15 protein-coding genes and 1 pseudogene are annotated in these 20059 nt (G+C 29.2%); all 16 read right to left on the bottom strand.

Going from position 1 to position 20059, the window contains the following annotated elements:
• Positions 1–30: 30 nt before the first annotated feature.
• Positions 31–1302: a kynureninase gene (kynU, locus tag MARIT_RS05065; protein WP_024742321.1), complete on the bottom strand. Its 1272-nt coding sequence runs from the start codon at positions 1300–1302 to the stop codon at positions 31–33.
• 296 nt (positions 1303–1598) lie between these two features.
• A complete protein-coding gene (locus MARIT_RS05060; RefSeq protein WP_100210945.1) occupies positions 1599–2423 on the bottom strand; it encodes a M23 family metallopeptidase in 825 nt (274 codons plus the stop codon).
• 231 nt (positions 2424–2654) lie between these two features.
• Positions 2655–4547 (bottom strand): phosphoglycerate dehydrogenase, encoded by a 1893-nt coding sequence (serA, locus tag MARIT_RS05055; protein WP_100210944.1) that lies wholly within the window; start codon positions 4545–4547, stop codon positions 2655–2657.
• Between the two features lie 161 nt (positions 4548–4708).
• Positions 4709–5518 (bottom strand): UbiA prenyltransferase family protein, encoded by an 810-nt coding sequence (locus tag MARIT_RS05050; protein ID WP_100210943.1) that lies wholly within the window; start codon positions 5516–5518, stop codon positions 4709–4711.
• 152 nt (positions 5519–5670) lie between these two features.
• Complete coding sequence (locus MARIT_RS05045; RefSeq protein WP_157926193.1) at positions 5671–8082, bottom strand: porin family protein; 2412 nt, start codon at positions 8080–8082, stop codon at positions 5671–5673.
• A 628-nt stretch (positions 8083–8710) separates the two neighbouring features.
• Positions 8711–9105: pseudogene (locus MARIT_RS05040) on the bottom strand (transposase); the annotation flags it as partial.
• Positions 9106–9132: 27 nt separating this feature from the next.
• Positions 9133–9591, bottom strand: a complete 459-nt coding sequence (locus MARIT_RS05035) for a hypothetical protein (RefSeq protein ID WP_100210941.1) — start codon at positions 9589–9591, stop codon at positions 9133–9135.
• Positions 9592–9594: 3 nt separating this feature from the next.
• Complete coding sequence (locus MARIT_RS05030; RefSeq protein ID WP_100210940.1) at positions 9595–11283, bottom strand: hypothetical protein; 1689 nt, start codon at positions 11281–11283, stop codon at positions 9595–9597.
• Between the two features lie 101 nt (positions 11284–11384).
• The gene (locus tag MARIT_RS05025; protein WP_024742529.1) at positions 11385–12653 is read right to left on the bottom strand and encodes a hypothetical protein; all 1269 of its coding nucleotides are present in this window, start codon (positions 12651–12653) and stop codon (positions 11385–11387) included.
• Entirely contained in the window at positions 12650–13075 is a 426-nt protein-coding gene (locus tag MARIT_RS05020) for a hypothetical protein (RefSeq protein WP_024742528.1), read from the bottom strand. The genes MARIT_RS05025 and MARIT_RS05020 overlap by 4 nt, the downstream gene beginning before the upstream one ends.
• Positions 13076–13082: 7 nt before the next feature.
• Positions 13083–14681 (bottom strand): hypothetical protein, encoded by a 1599-nt coding sequence (locus MARIT_RS05015; RefSeq protein WP_100210939.1) that lies wholly within the window; start codon positions 14679–14681, stop codon positions 13083–13085.
• A 67-nt stretch (positions 14682–14748) separates the two neighbouring features.
• Positions 14749–16002: a hypothetical protein gene (locus tag MARIT_RS05010; protein ID WP_159261199.1), complete on the bottom strand. Its 1254-nt coding sequence runs from the start codon at positions 16000–16002 to the stop codon at positions 14749–14751.
• A gap of 14 nt (positions 16003–16016) precedes the next feature.
• Positions 16017–16439 carry a hypothetical protein gene (locus tag MARIT_RS05005; protein ID WP_024742541.1) on the bottom strand — a complete coding sequence of 141 codons (423 nt, stop codon included), beginning with the start codon at positions 16437–16439 and terminating at the stop codon, positions 16017–16019.
• A 15-nt stretch (positions 16440–16454) separates the two neighbouring features.
• Positions 16455–18083, bottom strand: coding sequence for a hypothetical protein (locus MARIT_RS05000; RefSeq protein ID WP_100210937.1), 1629 nt, complete (start codon positions 18081–18083; stop codon positions 16455–16457).
• A gap of 101 nt (positions 18084–18184) precedes the next feature.
• The gene (locus tag MARIT_RS04995) at positions 18185–18835 is read right to left on the bottom strand and encodes a hypothetical protein (RefSeq protein WP_100210936.1); all 651 of its coding nucleotides are present in this window, start codon (positions 18833–18835) and stop codon (positions 18185–18187) included.
• Between the two features lie 4 nt (positions 18836–18839).
• Entirely contained in the window at positions 18840–20027 is a 1188-nt protein-coding gene (locus MARIT_RS04990) for a hypothetical protein (RefSeq protein WP_157926191.1), read from the bottom strand.
• Positions 20028–20059: the final 32 nt, after the last annotated feature.

Genomic DNA, 20059 nt, shown 5'->3' with positions numbered 1-20059 from the left:
AGGATCTATTTATAAACATGCCATATTTTACTATGCTTGTAATGATAGTAATTCTTTTAATGTAGTAACCATGTTATATACCTCTTCAAAAGTATTATACATTGGTGTTGGTGCACAACGTATTACGTCTGGCTCTCTCCAATCTGTAATAATATGTTTTGCTGTTAATTTATGATGTACACTTTTATCTGCATCTTTTACTTGAATAGACAATTGGCAGCCTCTTTCTTTCGGATTTCTTGGAGTAATTATCTGTATCTTATCAGAAGGTATTTGGCGAATTAAAAACTCAAAATAACCTGTTAATTTTTCTGATTTTTCTCTTAAAGCTGGCATTCCTATTTTTTGGAACATATCTAAAGAAGCTCTAATAGCTGCCATTGATAGAATGGGTGGATTAGACAGTTGCCATCCTTCTGCGCCTGATAATACATCAAAAGGCTGACGCATATTAAATCGGGTCGTTTTGTTGTGATTCCACCAACCAGCAAAACGAGGTAATTCTTTATTATGAGCATGCTTTTCATGTACAAATAATCCTGCTAAGCTTCCTGGGCCTGAGTTTAAATACTTATAAGTACACCATGCAGCAAAATCGACTCCTGAGTCGTGCAACTCCGGCAAAATATTTCCTGCTCCATGCGCCAAATCGATTCCTACAAAACAATGCTTACGATGCCCTATTTCAGCTATTCGCTTTAAATCTAAATATTGCCCTGTATAATAATTAACCCCTCCAATTAATAGCAAGGCAATTTCCTCTCCTTGCGTTTCTATCATATTTTCTAAGTCACATATATCCAGTAGTTCTTTCCCTTCTTTAGGTTTCCATTCTATAATTCCTTCTTCTGGGTCAAATCCATGAAATTTTAATTGAGATTCTACAGCATATCGATCAGACGGAAAAGCATCACTTTCAATAACTATTTTATATTTTTTTGGGGTAGGTTGATAAAAAGATACCATTAAGAGATGTAAGTTGGTAGTTAAGGTATTCATCACCACCACTTCGGAAGGTTTTGCTCCTACTATTTCTGCCATTCCTTCTGTTAAAAACTCATGGTATGGAAGCCACGGATTTTTAGCTTCAAAATGCCCTTCTACTCCATATTTAGCCCAATCATTTAATTCTTGTTGGATATAACTTTGAGTTGCTTTTGGCTGCAATCCTAAAGAGTTTCCTGTAAAATAAACCCAATCATGACCATTGCTGTCCTTTGGAATATGAAATTGAGCTCTTACATAGGCTAATGGATCTTTTTTATCTTCTTCTTTTGCGTAATCTAGTGTTGCTTTGTACATATTTTCTTTTGGTTTCAGAAACCTTTTTTTCAAGCTTTAAAGATAGTTCATCCCATTAAGAACTAAAAGTGTTTTATTTCATGAAACGGTGTTTTATAAATTTACACCTTTTTGAATGATTGAGCAAAGAAATGGTTCTTACTAGTCAAAGCTTCAAGCAACTGATTATAAACACCTCTGATACTGATAGGTAAGCACAAAGCTATTCACGAAATTGCTGCTAAAATGGATTGCTATAAAAGTATTGCTTATAAGTTACAAGGGAATTTTATCTCAATCCATTACTATATTGTTTGTTAATTGCTTGCTTTTTTATAAGACATACCTTCTTCTAAATACATAGGATTTGCACTATTATAAACATTAAACTTTGTTTTGATTGTTTCCCTTCCTTTCATTTTTTGTTTAAAAACAGCAAAGTGCAAATGTGGCCCTGTAGAAAAACCTACGTTGCCACTTTTTGCTATAAGTTGATTCTTTTTTATTGGGTCACCCACTTTCACTAAAGCGCCATTTTTTTGTAGGTGTACGTATTCTGAAAAAGTGCCGTCCTTATGATATATTAAAATGATATTGTTATACTTTGTACATTTCCTTTCAGAACAAGTTTGGTGGTTATGATCTATTACTTTTACAACTATACCTTCTCTAGCTGCGTAAACAGCTGTTCCTATTTCCATGGCAAAATCAAGTGCCTTTTCATTTTGATGTGAAAAACTGCCTTCGTATCCTTGACACACATTGATCTTTTGCCCCTTTGCAAAGGGAAGACTGTATCTATAATTTTGATCATATGTATTTTTTAGATGATTTCCATAATTATACAACACCTTAGATTGGTATCCGTATCTTCCTTTTTTTGCTATTTTTAGCGTTGTTACCAGGTGTTTTTTCGATCTTGCTGGTATGACAAAAATTTTATGATTCCCATGGGTCGATGTCATATTATGGAGTTCTAAATTTAATACCATAGATATAGGACAATAGGCATCATTATCTACTAAAAACTCATATCCATCTGCTATTTTTTCAGTATATGTTTTTAGCTGCACTTGCCCTATTAACGAATATGATATCCAAAATAAGCACACCCAAATAGCTCCTTTTTTTTGCTGCTTCATAAGTTCCTTTTAATTTTTATATCATAACTGGTAATATATATTCCAAAAAAACCCACTCTCGTGGGTTTCTTATTTACGAATTTATCGCTGTTTTTTATACTTTCTGAAAAATGACGAACACTTATTCGTATTTGATTCTTTTTTTACGCATGAAGTTCTGCGATTTTCAAGAGCGACTCCTCTTCTCAAATTTTACAAATCATGCCCAAAATGAAATACTCAAAAATATGTTTAATACAATACTCTAAACCTTATAGTTCCTTCTACTTTACGCAATTCAGCAATAACTTCTTGATTGTATTTTTTATCTACATCTGTAATTACATATCCTACTTTAGCATCCGTAGATAAGTATTGTCCTGTAATGTTCAGTTCATATTTAGCTAAAACCTCATTAATTTTTGCCATAACCCCTGATACATTCTTATGGATATGTAAAAAACGATGTGCATTTTGATGCTTTGGCAAGCGAATATTAGGAAAGTTTACTGCATCTACTGTATTTCCTGCATTGATATATGCCATAATTTTCCCTGGAACAAAATCTGCTATATCTTTTTGAGCTTCTTCCGTACTTCCTCCTACATGAGGCGTTAAAATAACATTATCTAGTCCTTTTAGCTCCGTGTAAAACGCACCATTTTTTCTTGGTTCTTCTGGATATACATCAATTGCTGCCCCTCCTAATTTTCCAGATTTTAATGCCTCTACCAAAGCCTCTATAGCTACTACAAAGCCTCTCGAAAGATTCACTAAATGAGCTCCATCTTTCATTTGCGCTATTTCTTCTCTTCCTATAAAGTTTTTATTAGCAGCATTATCATCTATATGCAAAGTAACTACGTCTGACAAATTAAGTAATTCTTTTAATGAGTCTATTTTAGTAGCATTTCCTAGCGCCAACCGATCTTCCACATCATAATAATAAACATCCATTCCTAAAGCCTCTGCTAATACTGACAATTGCTTTCCGATATTTCCGTATCCTATAATACCCAATTTTTTACCACGCACTTCTCTTGATCCTTGCGCTGTTTTATTCCATTGTCCCGTATGCAATTCTGTACTTCGTTGAAATACGCTACGCATTAACATGATAATTTCTCCTATAGCTAATTCTACAACAGAACGTGTATTGCTATAAGGGGCATTAAATACTACGATCCCATTTTCTTTACATGCTTCTAAATCAATTTGCTTTGTTCCTATACAAAATGCAGCTACTACCATTAATTTTTCAGCTGCTTCAATAACTCGCTTTGTGACTTGCGTTTTTGATCGAATTCCTAAAACATGTACTTCTTTTAATTTTTCTATCAGTTCCTCTTCTGATAAACTTCTAGAAACCGTTTCTACGGCAAAACCATCTCCTGATAATTTTTCAAAAGCATCTGGGTGTATGTTTTCTAATAATAAAATTTTAATCCTATTTTTTGGATATGATATATTTCTTGGTAATTTATTTACAAATAAAAATTCATCCATATTCGGTGTTATATAATCTGCGTTTGCTACTGTTTTATCTCTAGATACATTTTCTGTGTAGGCAAAGAATTTGTCTGCTACTCCTGCCTCCTTCGTGACGGCATCACTATAGCCGTCTCCAATTACTTGAATTTCTCCTTTTAAATCTAAGTCTTTTAAGCATTGAATTTTTCCATTGTGTACAGAAAGTACATTGGCTCTATCAAATCCAACAATTACTTCTTTTTTATCAAACTCAAAAGTATTTGCATACACTCTTTCAGAAGGAATGTTATAGGCAGCTACAATTTCGTCTATAAATTCTTTAAAACCACAGGAAATTACGTAAATATCATCAGAAAATTTTTCAAAAAACTCTTTATTCCTCTCTATTGAAGGAGATACCTTTTGCTTTAAAGCATTAATTAACAAAGGTAAATCGGCTTTTTTTGCATTCAGTAATTGAATTCGCTTTTCTAAAGATTCCGTAAAGGATATTTCTCCATCAATTCCTTGATTGGTAATATCCATGATTTCTTGAATGATTTCATCTTTCTTTGGATTGCCCTCCAATGTAATTTCTGCTAAAACATCTAAAGCTTCTACACTTGTTAATGTGCTATCGAAATCAAATACGTAATTTCTTTTTAATGTGTTCATTATAAGCTGTGCTATTTTCTATATTGTTGTGTTGAGTTTACGAATGTACAAAGGTTATTAGAAAAGAATATCACAAAAAGATAACATTTTACATATTTTTAAAATATTCTAATTTTTAGCGATGTATTATTACTTATTTTGAAAATAACGGCTATGATTTTCTAATTCCACAAAAGTATGAACCACCAAATTATTGGAATTGATTCTACAAAAAACGAACTATAATACGTTGATTGTTTTACAGTTGCTCTCATTAATAAAAAAAGTTGCAGGAGGAACACCACTAAAAATGCATTTCTAAATGCTGTATTTGGTGCAATTATAAATTCTAATAATACTGTTATAAGGAGTAAAGCATATCCTAATTTTTTAGTTTTTTCAACGCCTAACTTTCTTGGAATGGTTTGCAACGATACCTCGTCATAGGCGACGTCTCTGATTTCAAAAGGCAAGATTAAAATAAGGATCATTAAAAAACGTTGTACTCCTAAGATTCCGATGTTTAATGTACATAGGGCTCCTTTATCAAAAACTGGTAATACCACTGTTAATCCTACCCAAACAATAGCTACTATTATAATTTTTAAATAACTGATACTTCTTAAATTTTTCTGAAACCCACTTAAAAAAGGAATTGCATATAGCAAGGTCAACCCTCCAAAGGGAATAAACAGTGCTAGCGTTGCTACTGATAAATGCGCTCCATAATAGCACATGATTCCCAAACTTATCAATGAAAACAAACGAATCTTTTTTAGTGTTTTTTTAGTGCCATGATACACTTCGGTTACTCCTGCGTACTTTACAAAATTGTATCCTACTATTGTGCCATAAAAAATAAAATAATCTAAGGATTCATTATAAGAAAGCCCTACATAACGCTCTGTTATTCTTAGTAACGAATACACAGCTAATGCAACATGAATACTAGCATTTATATAAAAATCAAAAAATTGCTTTAAAAATTTCATCAAGCAAAAATAGCTTTTCTATTTCTAATTCGTTTGCCAAGCTACAATTAATACTCCCGATGCTATTTATAAAACAAAAGACAGCAACTCTTTAATTATTTTTCCTGCAATATATAGAACTTTACAGGTTCACTCAACATGGCAACTTGGCATTATTCTTTACGAAGTATTAGAAGTGCTTTCTTATGGTAAAATTTTGCAAAAGCTAAAGATAGATATGCTGCTATTTCTTCTCTTGTTTTATTGCCTTCAATCATTACAAAAATTGTATCAAGATATTTTTTTTCAAATTCCTTTAAAATTCCTTCGCTTTTTATAATATCTTGATATGTCAATTTTTCCAACTCAGATTTCATCCACTCATGCGATTTCATTTTTAACATTCTTATCTTTAAATTCCTTTTATCTACTTCTGAAATAAATTCAACTCCTCCTTTTTCATTGGTTAAAGACACTAATCTAACATAATCAGATTTTATCTGTGCATCTAATAAACCAGCTTGTTTATACAACTCTTTTAAACTCTTAAAAGCTAGTTGATGGTAGGTGTCTGTAAAATTTTTATGCTTATATAAATAAGCTAAATAATGAATTACTGCTTTTTTATACTTTTTATGGCTGGCATCTTCATTATTTTTTATAGCAATTTCTAACAAACTCAAATCGTGCTGTATTCTTTTAATATTCTTAATATCTAGAAATTCTTTAGCGTTGGAGATCTCTTTTATGCTACGGGTTATATTTGAATGCTCTCCTTTAAATGTATGTGTTTTATATGAAAATGAAAATTCTTTCGTCTTTTTATCCCCTTTTTTACGTCCAATCTTTAGTTTGGGCTTTTTTATATCAAATGCATAGCTATAACCAAAGGTCATCGTAAATTCCTTTAATAAATCTTTCGTAGTGCTACTTCTAAATAGCTGTATCGCATTGAGGTTTAATTGATGCTTTTTTGCCAATACTGTTGAAACCATAGCCCTTATATTAAAAACGTTTGTGGTTATTTCTTTATTCTGATTGGTATTATACGAAGTTCCTAAAATGCTATTTAATTTATTCTTAAAAAACATTGTATTAATATTTAACGAAGCTCCCCATGCTTGGCTATCCTCTCTCCCTATATCACTGTAATTGTAATTTAAAGAAGGAGAAATTACTAATGATTTTTTAGGAAAACCTATGGTGTATATTGCATTTGCATTATGAAAGTTATTGGCTTGTCCTACTCTAATAATATTATTTTCTTTGTTAGCTGAGGAGGCTAATGAGTAGCCTATGCTCATATCTTGCGTTATATGCTCTTTTTTTGCCAGCTGCCAATTTAAGTTTAAATTGGCATTTTGAGACAATTGTTTAAAGTTTAAGGCTTCTGCTTCTTGATTGGTTAAATCATGGTCATTTATTTCATCAAACTGATTTAATCTTTTATTGGTAAATGTAGTAAAATTGGAATATGCTCCTGTCAATACAACATCTTTTGTAATTTGATAACTTGCATTTACGCTTCCTACATTTCTTCCTGTAGATTGCTTCTTTTGATTATTTAAATTATCTCGTTGATATCCTATGTTAAATGCTACACTTAGTCTATTACGAAATAGAGAGCGTGCTGCGTTTAACGTGATATTTTCAAAATCGTTATTAAAATAATAAGCGCCTAATGTTTGATAATTAGGATCAATACGTTCATACCCTACTCCTACTTTCATTGCTCCTAATTTCATATCTAAAGCAGCCTTAAAAGCATTGTAATATGCTGTGGATAGTTTGTTATTAAATAGCAATCCTGCTAAACTTCTAGGTGTAGTGGCGCTTTGAAGCGCCCTAGTATCTTGCGTTATTGCCGTTGATGCGTATTCTGTTTTTAGGGTATATTTTTGCGCTATTGTTGTTTCTCCACTAAGGCTGATTACTAGATTTTCTTTTGGTTTTATATTTTTTTCTTCTGGTATTGGTTTTATAGAGTTAACGATATCTTTAGCGTAAAAACCTATAAGTCTGAGTTTATACCGTTCTTTTTTCCAGTCTATTTTTGCTCCATATCCTATACGTTTAAAAGTAGGCAAAGTGTTAGGATTCCCATCATTTTGAGTCGCTTTCAGTAAACGTCCATACATCGCACTAAAATCAATAGTACCTTTATTGGGGGTTACTTCAATACCTACTCCTGTAAATTGGTGAGCATTCAACGTATAAGGAGAGAAAGTCATGGCAACATCTCCTATATGTGCTTGTACCCATTTATATTTAGGGTGTAAACTGAGCCGATTAAACTTAAAAGGCAATTGGTAATTAAAGTTATCTCCTTGATTGGTTAAACGATAAGAAAAGGGAACGCTAAAACCGAGCCAGTGTATATTTAGTGTTCCTTGTAAGAAATAGGTAAATGGTACACGGGCATTGCGTTTATTGGCTGTGTAATATACTGTATTGGCATTGATTGTACCGTTTACTTTAATTTTCGGTGTTTTTTTGATAGTTTCTATATCTATATTTTGAGCCATAGCTATATCAACAAATAAACATACCCACATAAAGAGTACGCACTTTCTTTTCTTTTTCAAATCGCTTAATTTTATTTCTAAAAAATACGTTTCTTAGCTTTTTTTTTGCAAATCTCTTATAAATATACTTAATATACAACTATTTCTATTATAAAATGTATTTGCAGGTTTTATGCATAAAGGTTAAGACTGCAAAAGATTTCATTAGGGCAAAACCTAAATTTTCGCTTCAAAACAAAAAGTTGAAATTACTGCCATCAATCAAAATTCAACATTCCTATAAAAATAAAAAAATTGCCTGAAGCTTCTCAACTAATCCATGAATCAGCCTTCTTAATTGAGCTCAATCTCATTTAAACAAAACTCATTTCTAAGTGCCTCTCTACACTTATTGCATTACCTTATCTATCATTTTTACTCATTTACGCAAATTATCAAACATCTGTAATTGTACTTATCTTGTTTTCAAGTATGGTATTATTTCCCTACCAAAATTAAAAAGCCCTTTTATATTTGCTAACCAATCAGAGAAGCTCACATGAACAAAAATGATTCTCTTTATTTTTTATTAAAGTATTTAGTTATTTCTCGTTGTTATGGTATCCTTCCTTTTTCAAGAAGGATCTTTTGTTTTTTGCTTCTTCTTTTCTATACAAACTTTTAAACCTCCTCTAAAAAGTTTGTACAAAATTGGTGTATCGTCTTGTAATTTTGGCTTATAATAATATACGCTTTTACTCATTTTTAAAACCCGACATGCCCTGCTTATGCCGTAATGAGAAAGGTCAATACTTAAGAAGCGCTTAACGCAAGGCTTTAAAGCTTTTTTTCGATAATCTCCTTTGCTATCTGGTGATCTAATGCAAGGGTAGCATACATTTGCTTTAATTTTCGATTTTCTTCCTCTAATTCCTTTAGACGTTTGAGCTCTTTAACATTCATACCTGCGTATTTACTACGCCACTTATAAAATGTTGCCGAACTAACTCCATGTTCTCTGGAAATTGCTTCTACGGTTCTACCGTTTTCGTATTCCTTTAAAATCTTTGCGATTTGCTGGGGACTAAATTTACTTTTCCTCATAATTACTGTTTAAATTTAATACTTTTTTTATACTTTCAAACAGTTCGGTTTGTAGGGAAGTTTACACAGGTAGTAAAGCAATAATGGGATGAAGAGTACTAATAAAACAAAATGAAACCAAGGGTTAAAGTAAAAAAAAGGTATTTGATCTTCTTCTTTTTCTCTTGTCAATGTGTAACTAATATTTTTAAAATTACAATACCATACCAAAAAATTACCATTTTCATCTTTATCTAAAGAAGGCATATAACCTGAGATTGTTTTTTTTACTTTATTCTCTTTTAAATACCCTTCAATATAATATAAGTCTGTAGCTTCTCCATCTACATTATAACGCTTTTTCTCTATCAATACATCTTCTTGAATTGTACTTCTATCAAAATAAAGAGCATACAAAAACTTAGTTTGTTTAAAACCATGATGAATTTCCGATACCCCTACAAAAAAACTTATTATTATAATTATTAAGGTTATTGTTTTGCTCATATTCTATAATTTTATTGGATCAATTAACTGAATTCTTTCATAATAAGAAGACGTTTCTAATTTTTTACCTAAAAACACCAGATAAGCACCTGCGTTTAAATCTAAATACACACCTTTTCTCAAAGGAAAGACTCCAAAATTACCATTAGCATCACCAATACTTAAAAGTTCTGCTCCTGCTACACCACTTGCATAACCACTAATAGCAAACCAATTATTATTTTTTAATAAACTAAACTCTCCTCTTGCTCCAAAAGTAACATTTAAACCTATTATTGCAGGATCTATTGATTTTTTATATTCAACCCATTTATTACTCTCTACATATTTTCTTTCTTCGCTAACTACTTTTACCTCTCCGAAGGCATCAGCACTAGCCTCTATTTTAACTTCTGCCGTTACATATTCTTCTATTTTTTCTACTGCCCAATCTGGTATAGGTAATTCTTTTATAGGTAATCCCCATTTCCATACAGTAACACTACCTTTTAAAGCTACTTTAAATCCTCCTTTGGTTTTCTTTTCTCTATAATATAAACGAGATTTAATATCTTCTTTATTCTCAGCAATACTTTCAAAAGGAACAATTTCATACAACCAGTTAATACCTACTGGACTTGATTTTGGTATTGATTTAATAAAAGAAAAGCTTTCTAATTTTTTTCCATACTTTTCAACCAATTTAGTCGCTTCAAGAACTTTTTTAATATTCTCAGAGGTTACTTTATCATAAAAATTATCAGGACTTAAACTAATTTTAATTTTTTGATAATCTCTTTTTACCCATTTAACATCTACACTTTTTTCTAGCTTATTAGGAGAACCTATATGAACGCTAGTCACATATTTAACATCCCTAGCTCTTAAATTACGTGTAAATGTTTTCTTTCCATAATATTCAGGATTTTTATTGGTATCAAATGACCATTGAATATGATATTTAGGGATCTCCTTTTCTTTTAGTCTAGGACTAATTTTTATTCCGTAATCTACTTTTTTATAGTCTTCATAAGACGTAGGTGGGTGCAATAAATATAAAATTTCTCCAGATTTTGCTAATCTTTTCCCTTGATGTAAAGCAACTAATTCTTCCAGTTCAAACTCTTTTCTAGGTATTTTTAATAGCACTCTTATTTTTTTAGAATCTCCATTTGTATAACTACTAGCAGAAGACCAATATGCTGCTTGTAATACAATAGCACCTCCTATGTCACGAACATCTGTACTAATTCTTTCGCCTTTTCCTAAATACTTTTCTGCCGATATAGCTTCAAAATCTTTATGCAATGACCATTCTATTCGGTTGGAATCTTTATCTATATTTTTTAGCTCAAAAGTTTGTAAATCTAATTCTCTGCTATAAGGAACTTCTATTATATCTTTATTTTTATAGCTTTTACCATTGTGTTCAATTACAACCTCTTTTTCAGTTGTACTTGAAGTAGTATTGTTGGTATCTGTACTTCCATTTTCGATGGCATTCGTATCTGTAGTCGTATTTGTTCCACTATTGGAATTCGTAGTATCGGTAGTATTTGTTGTGCTACTATCTGAACTAGAATTATTAGAAGTGTCCGTATTTGAATTATCTGTATCGTTTGTGTTTGTATTGGTGTTTTCTCCTGTGGTAGTATCATTTATAACATCTGTATCTACATTACTTTCTTCTGTTGTACCTGCTAAATAAGGCACTACAATATAACCAACTCCTCTAAAACGACCATTACTTCCTGATACTTGACCTACTGTAAAGGTATTAACGGTAAACCTTTGTTAAAGCTAAAAAATATGCCTTAATCATCTAGGTATTTCGCTAATAAAGTTTTGTTTTCTTCTAAAACTTTAGCTAGTTTTTTTATATTTAAAACTCCATTAGCGTCTTTTACAAAAGGCTTTAGTTTGTTGATTTCAGGGTAGTTTGGGTTATTCTTTAAAACCATTAATTCTTTATAGAATAATAAATTCATATTACTTAACACTTTATAAAACACATTATTTTTCAGTGATATAGGATCTTTTTCTAAACTCCACTCATTACTCATTTCCTTTCTAAACAAAACTGTTAAACTTCTTTTTCCTTCTGTTTTAATCAACTCTTGATACTTAAAAATACAATATCTTTCATTCTTATAATCAAATTCAAATCTAAATATTGGTTTTATCTCATTATTCTGCTTAATCTTCTTTAAAAATGTATTTGATAAATCATCTTTAAGTGCAGAATTATAAGTGCTATCAACATATTCGTAAAATTTTTGATACGTTAATTCTTTGATATAATTTACTTTTATATTCTTCTTAGTGAGATTTTTAAAATTATTTTTTTCATAAATTAATGGTTCGAAATTTACTTTTAATTTCATTAAAATTGGATCCATTATTACTTTAAAATCTTCTTCGGTATTATTCGACTTTTCACTTAGTGCTTTATCGTATTCCAAAATACCACCTTTATATACTTTTTCAATATACTTATCATAAGAATTAATATTTATTTTAGAATTATTAAAAAGAGCTTCTAAGGCTTTAACAGATATATAATTAAACATGAAAAATGCTTTAGTTAAGCTTCCTTTTGTTTCAATTATTTTCCATTTATCCTTAACCTTTTTTAACACACTACAATTAGGCAGTATGTTATCTTTCTCTTTAACATGATATTTTATTATTGCATAATCACTATCATTCGCTCTAAAAGATATTTTTAGAAGTAATTCAAAAAAAGCTTCTTCTTTTTTAAGTTCTTTTCTTAATTTATACTTTAGCTCATGATTTTTAATTTTATAATCATAATTCTGGCTATCCCATCTATAATTGTCTGCAGATAATACTGATATTAATGTTTCTTCTGGGAATTCATTTTTATTATCAGAATATGAGTTATATTCTTTATACAATCTAAAATTAGAAGGATACTTGGTATATTTAAACATATTTTGTTCAACTGGTAAACCAAAGTTTGAATGCAAATTCAAGTACCTTTCCTGTGCGTTTAAGTTTACACATAGCAAAAAGAAAATTATTTTAATTGTTATTTTTTTTATCATTTTATTTTTTATCATTGTTTTAATTTCGTAATAAATTTATTCCAATAAAAATATATTAGTATCATAGCAATAAGAATTATTAAGCTTAAATAATCCCATGGACCATAATAGCTCTGAACTTTTTTACTATTTACTCTCAGTGGTCTTATTTGATTTTGGAAGTTTATTCTTCTATAAACTACAGTATCTCCTTTAGTTATCGAAAAGTTCTTATCTATATCGTAATCTCCTTCCAGCCTCTTCCCTTCTTTCTTTATATAAAAAGTAGTATAAGATGAACTTTGATCATAACCTGAATAATCAAACTCTTCTGTTTTAAAAACTATTCCTTTTTCTAACCTATCATTAAAAAGACTATACACATTTATACTTACAGTCATTAGCGATGATAAAAACAATGTAATTAAAACTAAATAGGTTAAAATTCTTATTATCATAAATATATTAATTTATTAAATCCCCAATATCAAATGTTGTTATTTCAATTTTACCACTGGTTTCTAGTTTAAATAATTCGTATTTAAAATCATTGGTTACAAACAAACTAACGTCTTTGGATATTAATAAATATCCATAAGTATCAGATAAATACGCTTCAATTCCTACTATATCTGGATTTTTCTTATATGGATATACAAATCTTATCCCTGCCGATAATTCAACCGTTCCATCTACACCTACTAAAGTAGCTTTTAAACTAGGTTTAATAAAACCACCTCCGCTAACATTACTATTAGCATAACTTACTCGATTTGTCTCTACCTCCTTATCTCTCTGAATCATAATTTCTCCTTTTAAACCTGATGATATAGAAAACTTAGCTCCAGCCAATGTTATCTCATAAGAGGTTCCAGGTATATACACTTTAATTTCTTTCCCACAATTTAACTTAAAAATATCTACACCATTATTAGCTGAAAATTTAAACTTTTGCACTTCTTTGTATAAGCGATTGTATTTTATTTCTTCATTTTTAGTCTGATAGGAAATACCTAGTTTTTTCTGTACTAGTAGTGTTTTATAATTATCTAAAATTTGAACATCACATGGTAAAGCTGGCGATAACTTCTTTGTTACATAGTTAAGTTTATCAAAAGCTTTAAAAATAGGACCTAATTTATGAGCTATGTCTATTCGCATTAAGTCTTCATCTATCCATTTTACATTAACCTCTTTTTCTATTTTTTTTGAGTAACCTGCTTTAACAATAGTTTTTGTATTCTCATTACTATCTGGAATCCATTCATAGATTCTCTTTTTACCTCTGTCTTCTATATTTTCTTCCTCATTAATTGTCCAAGAAATACTATTTTTGATAATTTCTTCTTCATCTAACTTAGGGTTTATTTTTATACCGTATCTAACACTTCTCAAATCTTCTCCTAATTTATTATCAACAAAATAAAGCGTTTCATCAGAACTAGCAGCCCTTCTCTTTCTACCTACCCTACCATCTTGTACTACTAATTCCTCTAGTTCAAACTCTTTAGCTATTCTTTTAATAGTAACCCTAATTTTCTCATCATTATAATTGGCTACAACATCGAGTATATGAATTTCTTTCATATTTATACCAAAATTATCATGGATTGTTTCGTTTGTAGCAAAAATGCTCGTATTATCTGTTCCTAACTTTAATACTTGCCAATTAATTTTTACGCCTTTAGGATAGTTTTTTAATAAAAAGGCAAAGTTTGTTTCTTCTCTTGAATAAGGAACTTCTATTATATCTTTATTTTTATAGCTTTTACCATTGTGTTCAATTACAACCTCTTTTTCAGTTGTACTTGAAGTAGTATTGTTGGTATCTGTACTTCCATTTTCGATGGCATTCGTATCTGTAGTCGTATTTGTTCCACTATTGGAATTCGTAGTATCGGTAGTATTTGTTGTGCTACTATCTGAACTAGAATTATTAGAAGTGTCCGTATTTGAATTATCTGTATCGTTTGTGTTTGTATTGGTGTTTTCTCCTGTGGTAGTATCATTTATAACATCTGTATCTACATTACTTTCTTCTGTTGTATCTGCTAAATAAGGCACTACAATATAACCAACTCCTCTAAAACGACCATTACTCCCCTGTATTTGTAACTTTTTTATTAAAACTCTAATTATCTAGATATTTCGCTAATAAAGTTTTGTTTTCTTCTAAAACTTTAGCTAGTTTTTCTATATTTAAAACTCCATTAGCGTCTTTTACGAAAGGCTTTAGTTTGTTGATTTCAGGGTAGTTTGGGTTATTATCCCCATTAGAAAATTCGTTAATCGCTACAGATTTTAGACCTCTTATAATTTCATAAATATCTTTATCTAATTCGCTTCTCCCTTCAAAAGCTATGACCGAATTATTATTTTTCACATAGTGTTCTGTTTTTAACTCCTCTTCTTTTGATGTTTTTACTTTATATTTAAACACTATCATATTTGTTCCTTTTCTTAAGTAAGAAAACTTATGAATAGGTACAATATTCACGTTTTCAGTTTGTTTATCTTTTAAATAATTTAAAACTAGATCTAGTTCATCCTCTAAATACTTACTTATTTCATTTGGAAAATAATAACAAAACCTCTGACTATTAAGAGGAACTAAGTAATTTGCTTTTATATTTTCTTTACTTAAAGATAAATCCAAAGAAAATTTTTGCTTTCCTACCTCTATTGAGCTTGAATTATTTCTTTCAAATATTTCTTTTAACCCTTCTATATCACTAAGCATTAAATTCCCTAATTTTAAATATAAACTAGCAATATTAAAATTATTCTTATCCCACGAAGATGCTATAATGTTATTTAAAGTAGAATTATTTGTTCTTTTTTTTTCAAAAACAGCATCTAAGTATTCCAAATTTAAATTCGTGAGTAAGAACTCAACAGGTGTTTTCAATTTTCCCCTAATTAAAAACCATCTATTTCCTTCTTTTTTTGCTTTTAAACTTACTACAATTGGTTTTTCCCTCCTTTCATCAAAAACATTTACTCTTACAATTGCATAATTTTCATTATCAAAAGTATATGTAGCTTTTCTTACTAACTCAAGATAATTAGTCTTTGTATTTTGACTTTTAATTCTAAAAAACTGCTGGCTAGCCCATTTCATTTCTTTATTAAAATTAAAAGACAACCAATCATTATCTTGAACAGACATTTGTGAAATAATTAACTCTTCAACAGTTGAGTTTTTCACTTCCTTAAAAGTTCTATATTTATTCTGTAATTTTAAAATCGGAGAATATTTTACATATTTAATTTCATTATTTTTAACCCCTATACCTAATAAATCAACTGATGAACATAAGCCCTCAACTTTTTGTGAATTAACTAAAGTAGTAACCGCGCAAAAAACTATTACTAGAAATTTCATTTTTATCATTTTATTCATTTTAAAATCCTGTTTTTAACAAATCTGAAAAATACATAACTAAAAAGTAATATGATAAATGGAGAAAGTACATCCCATGAGTCATATTTAGAACCAATAATATTATTATTAACTTCAAAAATCACATTTCCTCCTTGTTCTCCTATATACCTAAATTTTACTTTATCTCCTACTCTGTACATTTTTTGTGTACTACCATAAATAGTATCCTTTGTTTTATCTTCAATAATTACATTAGTATAAGTCCCTTTTAAATCAGCATTAAGTGTATTATAATATTCCACACCTATCACTTTACCTGTTCTAATAATATTAAAAAATTTAAGATTACTATATGTTACTTTTAAACTACTTAAAAAAATAAGTACATAAATACATATAAAACCAACTAAAAAAAATACATTTAAAATCCTAAACATAATTCATTACTTTTTTTATTCTAAATAGATATTCTTATTTTTCAAATCAAAAACTAATCTTTTTTTACTTTTCCACGAAGAATCAAAAATTAAAAATTTAAAATTAAAGGCTTCTCTACCTGTTAACCAAGTATCAACATACCCGTCTACTACAAAGTTTGTTCTACCTAAATATAAATAATTACCTATTAAATAGTTTTTATTATTATATGGATATTCTGTTTTTGTTCCTATACTAAGTTCTATAGCAGCTTTGGCGTAAAAATACTTATCAATAACTTCATTAGATTTAAAACCAAAACTAGAAGTTAAATTAAACCCTCCATCAATAAAAGCTTGATTTACTGACTTTCCTGTTTCGTTTTTCGTTTTTAATTTGTAAATAAAATTAATATTAGCCCCTAAATCTATTCCGCCATAAATTTTCCCTATTGAGACTCCTAAATAACCTATATTTTTACCACATTCAAAATTTGCTAAACTAGCAGATTGTAGCTTCAATGTTGTTTGTAAAACATCAAATAACTCTCTACTTTCTTTATCCTCTTCATTATACCCTTTTAAATTAAAAGCTATTTTTTTTGCACCAGCTAATGCTTCGTAATTACCTAAAATACTTCCTTCGCATGGTAGCAGGGTATTAAACCTTTTGGCGATTCTATTAAATTGCTCCAAGAAAACCAATACCTTATTAAATTTAGACAGATAATTAAAAGAATTATCATACTGCTTTACCCATTTAACATCTACACTTTTTTCTAGCTTATTAGGAGAACCTATATGAACGCTAGTCACATATTTAACATCCCTAGCTCTTAAATTACGTGTAAATGTTTTCTTTCCATAATATTCAGGATTTTTATTGGTATCAAATGACCATTGAATATGATATTTAGGGATCTCCTTTTCTTTTAGTCTAGGACTAATTTTTATTCCGTAATCTACTTTTTTATAGTCTTCATAAGATGTAGATGGGTGCAATAAATATAAAATTTCTCCAGATTTTGCTAATCTTTTCCCTTGATGTAAAGCAACTAATTCTTCCAGTTCAAACTCTTTTCTAGGTATTTTTAATAGCACTCTTATTTTTTTAGAATCTCCATTTGTATAACTACTAGCAGAAGACCAATATGCTCCTTGTAATACAATAGCACCTCCTATGTCACGAACATCTGTACTAATTCTTTCGCCTTTTCCTAAATACTTTTCTGCCGATATAGCTTCAAAATCTTTATGCAATGACCATTCTATTCGGTTGGAATCTTTATCTATATTTTTTAACTCAAAAGTTTGTAAATCTAATTCTCTGCTATAAGGAACTTCTATTATATCTTTATTTTTATAGCTTTTACCATTGTGTTCAATTACAACCTCTTTTTCAGTTGTACTTGAAGTAGTATTGTTGGTATCTGTACTTCCATTTTCGATGGCATTCGTATCTGTAGTCGTATTTGTTCCACTATTGGAATTCGTAGTATCGGTAGTATTTGTTGTGCTACTATCTGAACTAGAATTATTAGAAGTGTCCGTATTTGAATTATCTGTATCGTTTGTGTTTGTATTGGTGTTTTCTCCTGTGGTAGTATCATTTATAACATCTGTATCTACATTACTTTCTTCTGTTGTACCTGCTAAATAAGGCACTACAATATAACCAACTCCTCTAAAACGACCATTACTTCCTGATACTTGACCTACTGTAAAGGTATTAACGGTAAACCTTTGTTAAAGCTAAAAAATATGCCTTAATCATCTAGGTATTTCGCTAATAAAGTTTTGTTTTCTTCTAAAACTTTAGCTAGTTTTTTTATATTTAAATTTCCTTTTGGATCTTTTACCAAAGGTTTTAGTTTATTTATCTCTGCGTATTTTTTGCTATTTCTTTCATTGTAAAACTGAAATAGCACATTAACATTAGATGTTTTTAATATCGATTCAAATAAACTTACCTCGTTAGTTTTATTGACAACTTCATTCCTAATATTATTTTGTCTTTCTGTTATAAAAATTCGTGAAGTTTTGGGATCATTAAACCCACCGCTATCAATCTCTTCAAACTTTATAAATTCATATCTTATATCTTTTATATCTATACTCAACTTAGATATTAACCTCAATGAAAAGACAATAGCATCTGGAAGGTTTTTTTCAAATTTATTTTTAAATTTAGCTGTTAATAAGTGTTCTGACAAACGATTATTACGATAAGGTTTAGTAACTATAGAATCAAAATTTTTAGAATTAACTTGATAATCATATAAATTAGAAAATGAATACTTACTGGATATTTTTATTTTGGAAGTTTCTCCATTCAATTTTTTATAATTAATGGTTTCTTTTTGAGAAAACACATATAAATTAGTTAACGCTAAAAAAATAAAAAAAATATTTCTCATAATACTACCATGTTTTTGGATCAATAAATAAAGTTTTTAAATACGTATTGTTGTTAGTATACCATGAAAAAAATTCCTTTTCAAGAATACCAATATCAACTCCTCCATCTTTAGTAACTGTTTCTTTTAACTCTAAAATATCTTGTTGAGAAGTATTCCCTAAAAAAACACCTTCAATTACTTCTGTTTTTAATCTCATAGTCATAATAGCTAAAGCTGAAAGGTTTATATTAGAAGTTTTATACCACCTATTACCTTCTTTTTGAAGAACCATAGCTCCAGAAACTGGTTGCTTATTCTCCTCGTGTAAAAAAAATTTTATGATTGATGTTGGTCTATTACCTATTTGAAAAGTTAATTTATGGATTAACTCAAGATAATTTTTATCCTTATTCATGGTTTTTACCCTATTAAAATGACTTTCTTCTTTTTTACTAGCTTTTTTTTCTCCTCCCAAGGTATTATAATTTACCCATTCTTGATTAGTTGCCGAAAAAACTGATTGAATTAATTGCTCTGGATATTCATTTACAGCTTCTTCTTTATCATTGTAATCTGCTCTTATAATAAAATCCTCACTATACTTAAATACATTAATGCTTTGTTCTTCTGAAAAGCTAAATATAATATTTGAATATTCCTTTTGTGAAAAAGAAAACAACGGGTATAACAGAATTATTAATGTTTTCTTATTCATTTTTTCTAACAAGTATTTCATTTGTTCTTTTTTCTTTAATTGTTTTTGTTGTTTTCTATGCTTTCTAGTATTTCCATTTCTTTTCCTTTTTTTTATTTCTACTTTAATAAAATAAAAAATAGAAATTAGACTTATTAATATCATCAATATGTCAAAAAAAAGCCTATCCCTATAGGATGTTAAATTTATTTTTTTTTCATCTTTAAAGCCATATAATATAGCTGTTGGACCTTCCCAAACATAAATGGAATCATTCTCCAGTGTATTAACTTTAAAATGTTTATATACTTTGTTAACTCTTTTTGAAAATGATATATTATTTTTATTCAATATTGGAATTTTTATTTTTTTCTTATTATCGAAAAAAACATAGTAAGCAGAAGGTCCTCCCCAGTTACCTGAACTATAAATATTTAAGGAATCTATTTTATATTGATTTAATTTAAACTTATCAAAACTTAAAAAAAAATCACTTTTTTCATATGCACTAAACATAAATATTGGTGAAACAGCTATAATTGCAAAAA

The sequence above is a fragment of the Tenacibaculum maritimum NCIMB 2154 genome, from assembly GCF_900119795.1.
GTDB lineage: Bacteria > Bacteroidota > Bacteroidia > Flavobacteriales > Flavobacteriaceae > Polaribacter > Polaribacter maritimus.
This window is presented reverse-complemented; position numbering and strand designations above follow the sequence as displayed.

Bases quoted from the DNA above. Each gene is read 5' to 3' on its own strand.
- kynU (WP_024742321.1), bottom strand. From the start codon at position 1,302: ATGTACAAAGCAACACTAGATTACGCAAAAGAAGAAGATAAAAAAGAT.
- MARIT_RS05035 (WP_100210941.1), bottom strand. From the start codon at position 9,591: ATGAGCAAAACAATAACCTTAATAATTATAATAATAAGTTTTTTTGTA.
- MARIT_RS05060 (WP_100210945.1), bottom strand. From the start codon at position 2,423: ATGAAGCAGCAAAAAAAAGGAGCTATTTGGGTGTGCTTATTTTGGATA.
- MARIT_RS04995 (WP_100210936.1), bottom strand. From the start codon at position 18,835: ATGAGAAATATTTTTTTTATTTTTTTAGCGTTAACTAATTTATATGTG.
- serA (WP_100210944.1), bottom strand. From the start codon at position 4,547: ATGAACACATTAAAAAGAAATTACGTATTTGATTTCGATAGCACATTA.
- MARIT_RS05050 (WP_100210943.1), bottom strand. From the start codon at position 5,518: ATGAAATTTTTAAAGCAATTTTTTGATTTTTATATAAATGCTAGTATT.
- MARIT_RS04990 (WP_157926191.1), bottom strand. From the start codon at position 20,027: ATGTTTAGTGCATATGAAAAAAGTGATTTTTTTTTAAGTTTTGATAAG.
- MARIT_RS05025 (WP_024742529.1), bottom strand. From the start codon at position 12,653: ATGATAAAAAATAAAATGATAAAAAAAATAACAATTAAAATAATTTTC.
- MARIT_RS05020 (WP_024742528.1), bottom strand. From the start codon at position 13,075: ATGATAATAAGAATTTTAACCTATTTAGTTTTAATTACATTGTTTTTA.
- MARIT_RS05010 (WP_159261199.1), bottom strand. From the start codon at position 16,002: ATGAAATTTCTAGTAATAGTTTTTTGCGCGGTTACTACTTTAGTTAAT.
- MARIT_RS05005 (WP_024742541.1), bottom strand. From the start codon at position 16,439: ATGTTTAGGATTTTAAATGTATTTTTTTTAGTTGGTTTTATATGTATT.